This window comes from Niveispirillum sp. KHB5.9, from assembly GCF_048066115.1.
Taxonomy (GTDB): Bacteria; Pseudomonadota; Alphaproteobacteria; order Azospirillales; family Azospirillaceae; genus Niveispirillum.
In genome coordinates this window covers 194,774-208,636 of the sequence record NZ_JBLTYX010000001.1, presented here as the reverse complement: position 1 = coordinate 208,636, position 13,863 = coordinate 194,774, and the positions used below count along the sequence as shown (strand labels likewise).

14 protein-coding genes are annotated in these 13,863 nt (G+C 67.4%); all 14 read left to right on the top strand.

Going from position 1 to position 13,863, the window contains the following annotated elements:
• The first annotated feature begins 128 nt into the window (after positions 1 to 128).
• Genes ACM9HJ_RS00950 through ACM9HJ_RS00885 form a run of 14 tightly spaced genes read left to right on the top strand, consistent with a single transcriptional unit; the run spans position 129 to position 13,856 of the window.
• A complete protein-coding gene (locus ACM9HJ_RS00950) occupies positions 129 to 914 on the top strand; it encodes an SDR family NAD(P)-dependent oxidoreductase (RefSeq protein ID WP_416569792.1) in 786 nt (261 codons plus the stop codon).
• A gap of 14 nt (positions 915 to 928) precedes the next feature.
• Positions 929 to 3,058 (top strand): acetate--CoA ligase family protein, encoded by a 2,130-nt coding sequence (locus ACM9HJ_RS00945; protein ID WP_416569791.1) that lies wholly within the window; start codon positions 929 to 931, stop codon positions 3,056 to 3,058.
• On the top strand, positions 3,055 to 3,831 hold the full coding sequence (locus ACM9HJ_RS00940) for a citryl-CoA lyase (RefSeq protein WP_416569790.1): 777 nt from the start codon (positions 3,055 to 3,057) through the stop codon (positions 3,829 to 3,831). The genes ACM9HJ_RS00945 and ACM9HJ_RS00940 overlap by 4 nt, the downstream gene beginning before the upstream one ends.
• A gap of 34 nt (positions 3,832 to 3,865) precedes the next feature.
• Positions 3,866 to 5,209: a Rieske 2Fe-2S domain-containing protein gene (locus ACM9HJ_RS00935; protein ID WP_416569789.1), complete on the top strand. Its 1,344-nt coding sequence runs from the start codon at positions 3,866 to 3,868 to the stop codon at positions 5,207 to 5,209.
• A complete protein-coding gene (locus ACM9HJ_RS00930) occupies positions 5,206 to 6,372 on the top strand; it encodes a Gfo/Idh/MocA family oxidoreductase (RefSeq protein WP_416569788.1) in 1,167 nt (388 codons plus the stop codon). The genes ACM9HJ_RS00935 and ACM9HJ_RS00930 overlap by 4 nt, the downstream gene beginning before the upstream one ends.
• Positions 6,369 to 7,331, top strand: a complete 963-nt coding sequence (locus ACM9HJ_RS00925) for a PDR/VanB family oxidoreductase (protein WP_416569787.1) — start codon at positions 6,369 to 6,371, stop codon at positions 7,329 to 7,331. The genes ACM9HJ_RS00930 and ACM9HJ_RS00925 overlap by 4 nt, the downstream gene beginning before the upstream one ends.
• Positions 7,332 to 7,345: 14 nt before the next feature.
• Positions 7,346 to 8,371: a hypothetical protein gene (locus ACM9HJ_RS00920; protein ID WP_416569786.1), complete on the top strand. Its 1,026-nt coding sequence runs from the start codon at positions 7,346 to 7,348 to the stop codon at positions 8,369 to 8,371.
• A 2-nt stretch (positions 8,372 to 8,373) separates the two neighbouring features.
• The gene (locus ACM9HJ_RS00915) at positions 8,374 to 9,453 is read left to right on the top strand and encodes an amidohydrolase family protein (RefSeq protein WP_416569785.1); all 1,080 of its coding nucleotides are present in this window, start codon (positions 8,374 to 8,376) and stop codon (positions 9,451 to 9,453) included.
• A 3-nt stretch (positions 9,454 to 9,456) separates the two neighbouring features.
• Entirely contained in the window at positions 9,457 to 10,089 is a 633-nt protein-coding gene (locus ACM9HJ_RS00910; protein ID WP_416569784.1) for an RraA family protein, read from the top strand.
• Positions 10,077 to 10,487 carry a RidA family protein gene (locus ACM9HJ_RS00905; RefSeq protein ID WP_416569783.1) on the top strand — a complete coding sequence of 137 codons (411 nt, stop codon included), beginning with the start codon at positions 10,077 to 10,079 and terminating at the stop codon, positions 10,485 to 10,487. Before ACM9HJ_RS00910 ends, ACM9HJ_RS00905 begins: the two co-directional genes overlap by 13 nt.
• Positions 10,480 to 11,160, top strand: coding sequence for an RraA family protein (locus ACM9HJ_RS00900; RefSeq protein WP_416569782.1), 681 nt, complete (start codon positions 10,480 to 10,482; stop codon positions 11,158 to 11,160). Before ACM9HJ_RS00905 ends, ACM9HJ_RS00900 begins: the two co-directional genes overlap by 8 nt.
• Positions 11,141 to 11,791, top strand: a complete 651-nt coding sequence (locus ACM9HJ_RS00895; RefSeq protein ID WP_416569781.1) for an RraA family protein — start codon at positions 11,141 to 11,143, stop codon at positions 11,789 to 11,791. The genes ACM9HJ_RS00900 and ACM9HJ_RS00895 overlap by 20 nt, the downstream gene beginning before the upstream one ends.
• Positions 11,791 to 12,474 carry an isochorismatase family protein gene (locus tag ACM9HJ_RS00890; RefSeq protein ID WP_416569780.1) on the top strand — a complete coding sequence of 228 codons (684 nt, stop codon included), beginning with the start codon at positions 11,791 to 11,793 and terminating at the stop codon, positions 12,472 to 12,474. Before ACM9HJ_RS00895 ends, ACM9HJ_RS00890 begins: the two co-directional genes overlap by 1 nt.
• Positions 12,471 to 13,856: an MFS transporter gene (locus tag ACM9HJ_RS00885; RefSeq protein WP_416569779.1), complete on the top strand. Its 1,386-nt coding sequence runs from the start codon at positions 12,471 to 12,473 to the stop codon at positions 13,854 to 13,856. The genes ACM9HJ_RS00890 and ACM9HJ_RS00885 overlap by 4 nt, the downstream gene beginning before the upstream one ends.
• Positions 13,857 to 13,863 lie beyond the last annotated feature (7 nt).

The following is a 13,863-nucleotide window of genomic DNA, read 5'->3' as shown; positions in this document are numbered from 1 at the left end:
TCGCATATCATATCGAAATGCCGTGATTAATGATTGGCCGCACGAACGATAGCGGTTGACCACAATATCGATATTTCGTAGAGATAAACGAAATACCGTTGACAACGAGCTTCTGAGGGGAACGTCCCATGGCAGACAACAAGCAAACGGCCAAGCCCTGGCCGATCCAGGGTGGCCCGCCGCCGGCCGGCAGCGTGGCCTGGATCGTCGGGGTGGGTGCCAGTGCCGGCACCGGTGCCGCCATCGCCCGCCGTCTGGCGCGTGGCGGCTGTCGCGTCGCCGTCACCGGCCGCACGGCGGAAAAGGTTGAAACCGTCGTCCGCGAGATCAACGAGGCCGGGGGCGACGCCGTGGCCGTGATCGCCGATGTCGGCACCGAAGCCGGGGTGACGGCGGCCTATGAACAGGTAAAGACCCTGGGGACGCTGAGTGTCGCCATCTACAATGCCGGCGGCAGCCAATGGCGCCCCAACCCGCTGGAAATGGACGGCGACTTCTTCGAACAGGTCTGGCGCACCAACTGTTTCGGCAGCTTCGTGGTGGCGCGGGAGGCGGCGCGCGCCATGCTGGAAACCGGCGGCGGGGCCATCCTGTTCACCGGCTCCATTTCCGGTGTGATCGCCCGGCCCAAGCTGACGGCCTATGCCTCGGCCAAGTTCGGCCAGCGCGCCATCGCCCAGGCCTTCGCCCGCGAATATGGGCCGAAGAACATCCATGTCGCCAATATCATCCCGCATGGCCCCATCGATGGTGACCGGCTGAACAGCCGCTTCCCCCATGCCAAGGATGCCCGTCCCGAAGACGGCATGATCGATATCGAACAGATCGCCGAGGCGTTCTGGACCGTGCTGATCCAGCCGCGCAACGCCTGGACGCACGAGATGGACCTGCGCCCGTACTGCGAGCCGTTCTGAGAAGGGGCCGATCCATGAACGCCCCCCTCTCCGCCCCCGACCTGTCCCGCCTTGTCAACCCGCGCTCCATCGCCATCATCGGCGCTTCGGACCGGCCCGGCAGCCTGGGTGCCCGCACCGTCGGCAATCTGCTGGACCATTCCGACTTCCGGGGTGAGACCTATATGATCAATCCGGGGCGCGCCGAACTGCGCGGCCGCCCCTGCTATGCCAGCATCCGCGACCTGCCCGACGCCCCCGACGTCGCCCTGCTGGTGGTGCCGGCGGCCCATACGCTCGACGCATTGCGCGCCGCCGCCGAACGCGGCACCCGCTTCGCCCTGGTCTTCACCTCCGGCTTCGGCGAGATGGGGGAGGAAGGCCGCGCGGCGGAGGCGGAGATGAAGCGCATCGGCCGCGACAGCGGCATGCGCATCTACGGCCCCAACAGCCCCGGCCTGTGCAACCTGAATGCCCGCCTGGGCATGATGTTCTCCCCCTCGTTCAAGGTGGACCAGCGGCCGGGCCCCATTGGCCTCGCCACCCAGGGCGGCGGCATCGGCCGCTGTTTCCTGCAGGCACTGGAACGCGGTGTGGGCGTGGGGCTGTGGGCCTCGACCGGGAACGAGGTCGACCTGAATGTCAGCGACTTCATCCGCTACATGGCCGATGCCGACGACATCACCACCATCGCCACGGCCATGGAGGGGATCAAGGACGGCAACGCCTTCATCGACGCCGCCCTGTACGCGGCCGAACGCAACAAGCCGGTCATCGCGCTGAAGGTCGGGCGTTCCGACTATGGCGCGCGCGCCGTCGCCTCCCATACCGGGTCTATTTCCGGTGCGGCGGAGGTGAACAGTGCCGCCTTCCGTCAGGCCGGTGTGGTCGAGGTCGATGACCTGGACGAACTGGTCGATACCGCCGCCCTGTTCGCCCGCCGGCGGCCCACGGGGGCGGAGAAGGTCGCCGTCTACGGCTTCTCCGGCGGCGCCTGCGCACTGGCCGCCGACGCGGTGGGAGAGGCCGGGCTAGAACTGGCGAGTTTCGCGCCGCAGACGCTGGAACGGCTGAAGGCGGCCCTGCCGGATTACGCGGCCTATGCCAACCCGGTCGATGCCACGTCCGACATCCTGACCAATTCCGCCATCGCCTATGACAGTCTGAAGGCCGTCACCGACGATCCGCAAACGGGTGTCATCCTCTATCCCTTCCCCTGCGACTATGCCGAACTGACCCAGGCCATCGCCGAGGATTGCGTCCGCGTCCAGAATGAGACGGACACGCCCATCGTCGCCGTCTGGACCAGCGACCGGCTGGGCGGCGGTTGGACCGCCCTGGCCGAGGGCGGGCTGGTGCCGGGCCGTGGCGTCAAGAAAGCCGCCAAATGCATCCGCCGCTGGCTGGATCGCGGCCGCTGGGCGGCGGAGATGCAGGAGAAGGGCTGGCGTACGCTGGCCTCCAATCCCGGCTCTGATATCCGCCACAGCCTGACCGAAGGTGCCGCCAAGAAGCTGCTGGCCAAGGCCGGCATCAAGGTGCCCAAGGGCATGCTGGTCCGCTCCGCCACCGAGGCACACGCGGCCGCACAAAGCCTGGGCCTGCCCCTGGTCGCCAAGGTGGCCAGCGCCGACATCGCCCACAAGTCCGATATCGGCGGCGTCATCGTCGGCATCCAGTCGGCCGCCCAGGCCGCCGACGCCTTCGCCCGCATCATGGACAATGCCGCCACAAAGGCGCCCGGTGCGCGGGTGAATGGCGTCCTGCTGGAACAGATGGCCGGTGCCGGCGGGGTGGAAATGCTGATCGGCGTCAGCCGTGACGCCACCTTCGGCCATGTGCTGACCGTCGGCCTGGGCGGGGTGTTCGTGGAACTGTTCAAGGATGTCAGCCGCCGGCTGCTGCCCCTCACGCCCGCGTCGGCCAAGGCGATGCTGCTGGAACCGCGCTGCGCCGCGCTGCTGACCGGTTATCGCGGCAAGCCGCCCGCCGATCTGGCGGCCCTGACCGACCTGCTGCTGAAGCTGTCCTCCTTCGTCGCCGCCCATGCCGACAGCATCGAGGAACTGGAATTGAACCCCGTCTGGGTCGGACCCGAGGGGTCCGGCGTCCTGGCGCTCGACGCGCTGCTGGTCAGCAACACACCAATCGAGGCCGACCAATGATCAAGACCGAAATCGGCTATACCACCGTCGATGCCATCACGGTGCGCGGCCGCAACCTGGCCGATGAGTTGATCGGCAAGATCGATTTCATCGACATGATGATGCTGGTCATCCTGGGCCGCACCTGCCAGGGCAATGAGCGGGACATGATCAACACGGTGCTGGTCACCGTCACCGATCACGGCCTGACGCCCAGCGCCATCGCCGCCCGCCTGACCCTGACCGGCGCGCCGGAAGCCATCCAGGGTGCCGTCGCCGCCGGCCTGCTGGGGGCGGGCAGCGCCTTCCTGGGCGCCATGGAAAACGCCGCCATCATGCTGAAGGAAGGGGCCTCCAACCTGTCCCCAGATGCCAGCGATGCGGAGGTGATGGCGGTGGCCGAAGCCATGATCACCACCCGCCGCGCCGCCCGCCTGCCCTTGTCCGGCCTGGGCCACAATATCCACACCCATGGCGATCCCCGCATCCCGGCCCTGCGCGCCGTGTCGGAGCGCAACGGCTATTACGGGCTGAACTGGCGCCTGCTGCTGGCGCTGGACGAGGCCACGGGCCGGATGCTGAAGCGCCGGCTGGTGGCCAACACCGCCGGGGCCGTGGGCGCCATGATCAACGATATGGGCCTGCCCACCCACATGGCGCGCGGCCTGGCCCTGGTCGGCCGCTGCGCCGGCCTGATCGGCCACCTGATCGAGGAAGAGAGCGACCCCACGGGTCAGAAGCTCTGGAACCTGGTCCTGTCCCAGGACCCCCGCAACGTCCTGCCCGCACGCTAGGCGCGTCCGCCGCGACGGCACCCGGAGAATTGTCATGTTGAAGAAAGAGGCCAACGAAACCCTCTCCCGGGTCGGGCCCGGCACCGCGATGGGCAACCTGTTCCGCCGCTTCTGGCTTCCGGCCCTGCTGGTCAGCGAAGTGGAAAAGCCGGACTGCCCGCCCGTGCGGCTGAAGATCCTGGGGGAGGAGCTGGTGGCGTTCCGGGACACGGACGGTCGTGTCGGCATCGTCCGCGCCTATTGTTCCCACCGTCTGGCGCCGCTCTATTTCGGCCGTAACGAGAATTGCGGCATCCGCTGCCCCTACCATGGCTGGAAGTTCAATGTGGATGGCGAATGCGTGGAGACGCCCAACGTCCCCGCCGACGCGCCCGACATCCGCAAGAAGGTCGGCATCCGGGCCTACCCCACGCATGAGGCCGGGGGCGCCGTCTGGGTCTATATGGGGCCCAAGGAAAAGCAGCCCGCCTTCCCGGCGTTCGAGAACACCCTGGTCCCCGCCGGCCAGAACTATGTCGCCCGCTGGCTGCAGCGCACAAACTGGTCGCAGGGGCTGGAAGGCGAGATCGACAGCTCGCATATCAGCTGGCTGCATAAGGATTTCGACACCGACAATTCCAAGAAGGCGTCCACCGGTGCGGCCCTGGCCGATGCCGACGGCGCCCCGGTGATCGAACTGCGGGAAACCTTCTACGGCTTCACCTATGGCGCCCGCCGCCGCCTGGGCGATGATTTCTTCTGGCGCGTCACGCAATGGATGGCGCCGATGTTCAGCTTCATCCCGCATGCGCCGGGTGATTTCGCCTCGGCCGGCGGGCGGGCCTGGGTGCCGATCGATGACAACCACACCACGGTTTTCACCTTCGGCTACCGTGTCGACCGGCCGTTGAACGAGAAGGAACTGACCACCTACGCCTCGGGCGCCCTGTTCCCGCCGCGCATGAACCGCGGCACCTTCGCCCTGCCCGGCGGCTATATCATCGACACGTTCCTGCCCGTGGCCAGCAAGGAGAATGATTTCGAGCTGAGCCGCGAGATGCAGCAGAATGTGAATTACAGCGGCATCTGGGGCGTGCATGACCAGGACCGGGCCCTGGCGGAATCCTCCATGACCATCGGCGACGCCGATCCCGGCATCGTTGACCGCAGCCAGGAACATCTGGTCGGTTCCGACCGCGCCGTGGTGACCGCGCGGCGCCGCCTGCTGCGCATGGCCGAAGATCTGGCCGACGGCATCGATCCGCCGATGGTGACCAATCCCGACGCCTTCCGCGCCCGCGCCATTTCCAAGGTCTGCCCCATCGAAAGCTTCGACACGCTGCTGGCCACCTATGCGACGGAAGTCCGCCTCGACCCGCAGGAAGGCTTGATCCCATGAGAAGCGGGCTGCCAGCACCGCTGCGCCTGGGCATTGTCGGCCTGGGCATGGCGGGCGGGGTGATGGTGCAGGCGGCCCTGTCGCATCCGGGCTTCCGCATCGCCGCCGCCGCCGATCCCGACGCCACCCTGCGCGGCCGCTTCGCCGCCGATTTCGACGTGCCCGTGCATGGGGATATCGGCCCGCTGCTGGAAAGCGGCGACGTGGACGCCGTCTATATCGCCACCCCGCACCAGATGCACCGCGACCATGTCGTCAGGGCCGCATCCGCCGGCAAGCATGTGGTGGTGGAAAAGCCCATGGCCCTGTCGCTGGCCGATTGCGACGCGATGATCGCGGCCTGTGATGCCGCCGACGTCACCCTGATCGTCGGTCATTCCCACGGCTTCGATCCGTCATTGCTGACCGCCCGGCGGCTGATGGAGGCGGAGGTCGGGCCCGCCGCCCTGGTCACGGCGCTCAACTATACCGACTTCCTCTATCGTCCCCGCCGGCCGGAGGAATTGCGCACCGATCTGGGCGGCGGCGTGCTGTTCAACCAGCTGCCGCATCAAGTGGACATGGTCCGCACCCTGGTCCCCTCCCCCGTGACCAGCGTCCGCGCTGTAGCACGCGCCCTCGACCCGGCCCGCAATACCGAAGGGCTCTATTCCGTGCTGCTGGAATTCGCCGATGGCGCGGCGGCCACCCTGACCTATAGCGGCCATGACGGGTTCGACAGCGACGAATTCTATGACTGGGTCGGTGAGGGCGGGTTCGCCAAGCGCCCGGCACAGGGTGCCACCCGCCGTGCCCTGGCTACCACCGACGAGGCGGCGGCACGGCGCGACCGTTACGGCTATGGCTCCGGCCTCAGCGCCGGCATGCCCCCGCATCAGCCGCATTTCGGTCTGGTGCTGGCCACCTGCCTCGGCGGCGACCTGCGGCTAACGCCGGACGGGGTCACGCTGTACGGCCGCGACGGTGTCCGCGCCATCACCACCGACCGCCATGCCTGGCGCCCCGGCCGGGGTGACGTGCTGGAGGAACTGTATGCCGCCGTGCGGCACGGACAGGCCCCCATCCATGATGGCGAATTCGGGCGGGCCACCGTCCAGGTCTGCCTCGCCGTCCTGCAATCGGCGCGTGAGCGTCGCGACATCCAACTGGGGCTCTCAGCATGAGCAATGTTCCCACCCTCGACATCCGCGTCATGTCCATGAGCTATGAGGCCGACGGCGTGCTGTCGCTGGACCTGCGCCCGCTGAATGGCGACCCACTGCCATCCTTCGCCGCCGGCGCCCATATCGACCTGCATCTGCCCAACGGCTTGATCCGTTCCTATTCCCTGTCCAATGACCAGCGAGAGCGTCACCGCTATGTCATCGGCGTCGGGCTGGATGTGGCCAGCCGGGGCGGCTCCCGCTACGTGCATGCCGAAATGCGGCCGGGACAGGTGCTGTCCATCTCCCCGCCGCGCAACAATTTCCCGCTGGAAGAGGGTGCCGGCCGCTCCGTGCTGTTCGCCGGCGGCATCGGCGTCACGCCGATGCTGGCCATGGTGCGGCGGCTGGCGACACTGGGCCGCGACTGGACGCTGTATTACTGCGTCCGCCAGCGCCGCAATGCCGGCTTCCTGGCCGAACTGGCGCAGCTGGCCGCCGACAAACCCGACGCCCTGGTGCTGAATTTCGATGGGGAGCCGGGGGGCAAGCTGCTGGATATCGCGGCCGCCGTCCGCAATGCCGGCGACGCGCATTTCTATTGCTGCGGCCCAACCCCGATGATCAAGGCGTTCGAGGCGGCGACCACCCACCTGCCCGAGGGCCGCACCCATGTCGAATATTTCGCGGGCGTGGAGGCACCGGCCACCGGCGGTGGCTATGTCGTGGAACTGGCGCGTAGCGGCAAATCGATCCCGGTGCCAGAGGGCAAGACCATCCTGGATGTCTGCCTGGATGCCGGGGTGGACGTTCCCTATTCCTGCATGGAGGGCGTCTGCGGCTCGTGTGAGACCAAGGTCCTGTCGGGTGAACCCGACCATCGCGACCTGATCCTCAGTCCCAAGGAACGCGCGTCGAACAAGACCATGATGATCTGCTGTTCCGGCGCCAAAAGCGGGCGTCTGGTCCTGGACCTGTAAAGGGGAATGCAGAGATGAGCCGCATCGTCCTTGGCATCGGCACCTCCCACAGCCCACTTCTGGCCATCAAGCCGGAACTCTGGGCCGCGCGCGGCGATGATGATCGCCGCCGCCAGAAGATCTGGCTGGCCGATGGCCGTGTCATTCCGTATGCGCAACTGAGCGCCGAAGTGGCTGACCGTTACGAAGCCGACGCCACGCCGGAACGGTTCGCCACTCTGGCTACCCAGGCACAGGCGGAGCTGGACCGGCTGGCCGCCGCCATCAAACAGGCCGAACCCGACCTTGTCGTCATCATCGGTGACGATCAGGAGGAACTGTTCGGCCTGTCCCACACGCCGGCCATCTCGCTTTATACGGGCGACGAGATCGTCACCCACCCCAAGGGAGAGGTGGCGCCCAACCTGCCGGAATGGTACCGGGCGGCCAATGTCGGCTACATGATGGACACGGTCCATCGCCACCCGGCAGCGCCTGCCGACGCGCTAAAGGTGATCGAACATCTGATCACCCAGGGCGTGGATATCGGCCTGGCCTCCCAGGTGAAAAAACCGGAGGAACATGGCTTCGGCCATGCCTATGGCTTCGTCATCGACCGGCTGCTGGGCCGGGCACCGGTGCCGGTGCTGGCCTTGATGCTGAACACCTATTTCCCGCCCAACGTCCCCACCCCCGCCCGCTGCTGGGAGGTGGGGGAGAAGCTGGCGGCAGCACTGGCGGCGCTGCCCGGCAACCGGCGCATCTGCGTCATCGCGTCCGGCGGACTGTCGCATTTCGCCACCGATCCCGTGCTGGACCGGGCTGTGCTGGACGGGTTGGCGGCGGACGCGCCGGAACAGCTGACCGGCATCCCGCCGCACGCCCTGCGGTCGGGCAATTCGGAAATCCTCAACTGGATCATGGCGGGCGGTGCGCTCCGCGCCCTGGCGGCGGAACCCGCCACTTACCTGCCCGTCTTTCGCACGCCTGCCGGCACCGGCATCGGTCTGGCCTTCATGATCTGGCGGCCCCGCGCCGCCGCCCCGACACAGGAGCGATGATAATGATCATCGACGCGCACGCGCATCTGCTCACCCCCTCCTCCGTCTTCGCCATCCGCACGGTTTTGCAGGCGTCCAACGGCCAGTACCCCAAGGAATGGTACCGGAACCGCTGGATGAAGGAAGGCGAGGTCGAAAAGGCCGCCGCCGAATGCATCGCCATCATGGACAAGGTCGGCACCGACATCCAGCTGCTGTCGCCCCGGCCCTTCACCCTGTGGCATTCGCACAAGGTGGCCAAGGACGTGGCCATCTGGATCGGCCTGCAGAACGACCTGATCCATGAGACGGTGCAGCTTCACCCCACCCGCTTCCGCGGCGTCGCCGGCCTGCCGCAGGTGTCGGGCCAGCCGATCGAGATCGTGTTTCCGGAACTGGAACGCTGCGTCAACGAACTGGGCTTCGTCGGCGCTCTGGTCAATCCCGACCCGGATGAAGGCGGGGGCAAGTCGCCGCGCCTGTCCGATCCCTACTGGCATCCCCTGTGGGAGAAATGCATCGAATTGCAGATCCCGGTGCATATCCACAGCGCCGGCTGCTGCGGCCGCGAAACCTATGACGAGCATTTCGCGACCGAGGAAAGCCTGGCCGTCACGGCGCTCGTTCATTCCGACGTGTTCCAGCGCTATCCCGACCTGAAGGTGATGATCAGCCATGGCGGCGGGTCCATCCCCTATCAGATCGGCCGCTGGCGCTCGCACTGGTTCCTGGAACAATCGGCGCGCAAGCCGCATATCGCCCAGTATTTCCGCGACCTGTCGGCCGCCGGCTGGGCCGGTGCCCCCTTGCCGCCCCCGCCGCCGGACCTGACCACCTTCGACGACGCCCTGCGCCGGCTCTATTTCGACACCGACGTCCATGCCAAGGAATCCATCGAACTGCTGCTGAAGGTGGTGGGCACCGACAATTGCCTGTTCGGCACCGAACGGCCGGGCAGCGGCGGCGGCATCGATCTGGCCACCGGCCGCCCCATGGATGATTTCAAATACACGATCGACCGTATCGACAGTCTGACCGACGAAGATCGCGCCAAGCTCTATGAGCATAATGCGCGCAAGATCTTCCCGCGCCTGAAGGTCTGACCCATGGACAAGCTTTTGCGTGAACGCGCCGCCCGCCAATCCACCGCCACGGTGCACGAGGCGGCGGGCAAGATCGGCGCCCTGCCCGCCGCCTTGAAACCGCTCTGCCCAAACCTGAGGCTGTCCGGCCCGGCCTTCCCGGTGAAATCGCCGCCCGGCGACAATCTCTGGCTTCACCGCGCCATCTACCGCGCATCGCCCGGCGACGTGCTGGTCGTCGATGCCGGTGACGCGGAATATGGTTGCTGGGGGGAAGTCATGGCGCTGGCGGCGCAGGTGCGCGGCATTGCCGGACTGGTGATCGCCAGCGGTGTGCGCGACAGCCGGCGGATGGTGGAGATGGGGTTCCCCGTCTTCGCCAGCCAGATCGCCATCCGTGGCACGGGCAAGGACCCGGACGGTGCCGGCACCCTGAACCAGCCCATCACCCTGGGCGAAACCACCATCAACCCAGGCGACTGGGTGCTGGGCGATGCCGATGGCGTCGTGGTCATCCCGGCATCCCGCGCGGCGGACATCGTTGAGAAGGCCGAAGGCCGCGACGCCGCCGAACAGGCGATCTTCGCCCGGCTGCGCGCCGGCGACAGCACCATCGCCATCTACAATCTGCCGGGGGGCGAGACATGGGAACGCTGATCCGCCGCTCCATCACCCCGCCGGGCCTGGAACATGGCGACAACCCGATCCCGGCTGCCTGCCGCTACGGCCCGCTGCTGGCCACCAGCCGGGTGCGCGGGATCGATCCCGCCACCGGTGAACAGCCCGACGCGGTCGATGCCCAGGTCACCCACATGTTCGCCAACATGGACAGCATCCTGGCCGATGGCGGCGGTTGCTGGGGCAACATCGTGAAGATGACCTTCTGGATCGCGGAGCCCGCCGCCCGCCCCCTGATCAACGCCGCCTGGGTCGCGCGCTTTCCCAACCCGGAAAGCCGCCCTGCACGCCAGGTGATCAACAGCCCCCTCGGCCACGGCATGCTGGTGCAATGCGATGCCCTGGCCTTCATCGAACCGGAGGCCGGTCATGGCTGATCTTCTGCTTGAACGTCTGGCGAAACTGGATGCCTGCGCCGTATCCGACGCCATGGATGCCCATGGCGGCACCGGTGCCGTGCTGGGCCTGGGTGCGCTGTCGGCCACCCACCGCATCGTCGGCCGCGCCGTCACCGTGCGGCTTGGCCCCGATGTCGGGGTGAAGTCCAAGCGCCATCTCTGCACCGCCGCCGTCGAACATGCCGGCCCCGACAGCATCATCGTCATCGCCAACAAGGGCCGCACCGATGCCGCCAGCTGGGGCGGCGTGCTGTCGCTGGCAGCACGTGAACGCGGCGTGGCCGGCGTGGTTATCGACGGCGTCTGCCGCGACATCGATGAAAGCCGGGAGATGGGCCTGCCCGTCTATGCCCGCGGTGCCGTGCCCATCACCGCGCGCGGCCGCGTGGTGGAGGAGGACTGGAACGTCCTGATCGACGTCGCCGGCCGGGCCGTCGCACCCGGCGACTATGTCATCGCCGATGGCAGCGGCGTGGTCTTCATCCCCGCCAATGAGGCGGAAACCATTATCGCCGCCGCCGAACGCGTCGTCGCCAAGGAACGGCTGATGGCCGAGGCGGTGCGCGCCGGCAAGCCCGTGTCGGAAGTCATGGGCGCATCCTACGAAACCATGCTGACCGACGGGGTCCGTTATGAGTACCACCATCCTTGAGCGCGTGAAGGCGCTGAGCTGCACCGATCTGTCCGACGCCATGGACCGGCTGGGCATCCCTTGCCAGTGCGCCGGCATCATGCCCATCGACCGGTCCTTCCGCCTGGCGGGCCGGGCCTGGACCCTGCGTTACGGCCCCGTGGGCCAGGACCCCGGCACGGTCGGCGATTATATCGACGATCTGGACGCGGACACGGTCATCGTGTTGGACAATAACGGCCGCGTGGACGCCACCGTCTGGGGCGACCTGCTGACCTCCACCGCCACCAGCCGTAAGATTGCCGGCACGGTGATCGATGGTGTCTGCCGCGATATCGACCGCATCGTGGAGCTTTCCTACCCCATCTTCTCACGCGGGAACTGGATGCGCACCGGCAAGGACAGGGTGCGGGTGGAAGCCACCCAGGTGCCCGTTTCCATCGGCGGCATCCGCGTCGAACCCGGCGACTGGATCAAGGGTGACGGCGACGGCGTCGTGGTGATCCCGGCGGCACGGGTGGAGGAGGTGCTGGCAGCGGCGGAGGAAATCCACGCGGCTGAGGACGCCATCCGTGAAGCAGTAGAAGGCGGTAAAAGCCTGCGTCAGGCCCGCATCGACTGGGGTTACCACAAATTGCAGACGCGCCGCTGATGCATGCGATCACACCCCTGCCCGATTGGGCTCTGAAGCGCAGCCGCACGACCTTCAGGTTCGACAGCATCGATCCCGCCCGCGCGGCCCTGCTCGTCATCGATTTGCAGGAAAGCTTCCTGGCTTCCGGGCGGCGGGCGGCCCTTCTCTATGGGCTGCCCATCATCCCCAATGTCAACCGGCTGATCGAGGCGGCGCGGGATGCGGGCATGAAGGTGATCTTCCTGCGTCAGACCTTCACCTGGGACGGAGCCGCCACCGACCTTGCCCCCTGGCAGCAACAGGCGGCCCCGCCGGTCATCGCCGCACGGCGCACGATGACGGCGGGCCATCCGGGGCACGAGGTGTATGGGGGGCTGGACCACCGGCCCGGCGATCTGGTGATCGACAAGTACCGGCAAAGCGCCTTCATCCACGGCTCATCCGACCTGCAAACCCATCTGCGGGCCTTGGGGATCGACAGTCTGGTCATCACCGGCGCCCTGTCGAACGCCTGTTGTGAATCCACGTCGCGCGATGCCTACGCCCTGGGGTACCGCGTCTATTTCATCGCCGACGCCACGGCCGCCATGTCGGATGAGGAACAGAATGCCACCCTGCTGAACGTCGCCGTCACCAGCGGCGCCGTCATCGACACCGACACAATGCTCGCCATGCTGGACGCCCACCGGGGCCGGCCATGAATGCGCAATTCACCCTCAGCCCGCGACAGGCGCGGACGGTCCTGATCGGCCTGCTGCTGCCGCTGCTGCTGGGGCCTTTGTGCCAGAATATCGTGGCCCCGGCTTTGCCCAGCATGGCGGGAAGCTTCACCTCCCCCCAGGATGTGCATTGGGTGATCACCGCCTATCTGGCGGCCGGCACGGCGGCCACGCCCATCTTCGGGCGGCTGTGCGATACCTGGGGGCGCCGGCGCAGTCTGGTGCTGGCGCTCACCCTGTTCCTGGCGGGATCGGCCTGCTGCGCCCTGGTGCCCGGCACCACCGCGCTGATCACCGGGCGTGTTTTGCAGGGCATTGGCGGCGGCACGCTGAACGCCCTGATCATGACCATCCTGGCCGACATCATTCCACCGGCCGAACGCGGGCGGTATCAGGGCTGGACCACCGCCACCTTTCTGGCCGGTGCACTGGCCGGACCCTCCATCGGCGGTCTGATCGCCCAATATGCGCACTGGTCGGGCGTGTTCTGGGCCTGCCTGGGTTTCGGTGCCGTATCGCTGGTCACCGCCCTGCTGGTCATGCGCCGCCATCCCAGCGTCGAACGGCCCGGCCCCATCGACCTGCCCGGTGCGGCCCTGCTGATCCTGGCCAATACGGCGACCCTGCTGCTGTTCACCGATACCGGTGTGCCGCTGTGGCTGCTGCTGTGCCTTGCCATGGCCGCCTGGGTTCTGTGCGGGTTGCGCCTACATCTGGCGGCATATCCGCTGGTGCCCGCCCATATCCTGGCCTCACCCCTGGTGTTCAACGCCACCCTATCGGCGGCCCTGGCATCGGCCTGCGTCGTGGCGCTGATCGCGCTGATCCCCGCCTTCATGCAGACGCATCTTGGCCTGTCGACCAGCCAGGGCGGGCTGGCCCTGGCGCCGATGCTGGTGGGATCGGCCTTCGGGTCGCTGGCCACCGGCCAGGCCATGATGCGCCTGCCCCGCTATCGCCGGATCGGTGAATGGGGCCTGATGGCCGCCATCGCCGCCATGGCCCTGCTGACCATCGGCACGGCCATCGGGCCGGACCTGTGGGTCACCGAACTGGCCCTGACCGTGGCCGCCGCCGGGGTGGGCGGCATCCTGCCCATCACCACCTTCTCCATCCAGAACATGATGGAGGCGCATCTGCTGGGCAGCGTCACGGCCGCCAATAATTTCGCCCGACAATTGACGGCATCGCTGCTGATGCCCGGGGCGGTGGCCCTGCTGTTCCTGGGCACGGAACCCGCCGCCCACCCGGACACCGACGGCTATGCCCGCCTGTTCGCCGGCCTGGGGCTGGTGCTGTTCGTGGCCCTGGTCTGCCTGTGGCGGATGCCCGAACATCCGCTGAAAACGCGCGGCGGGGCCTGAATGACAA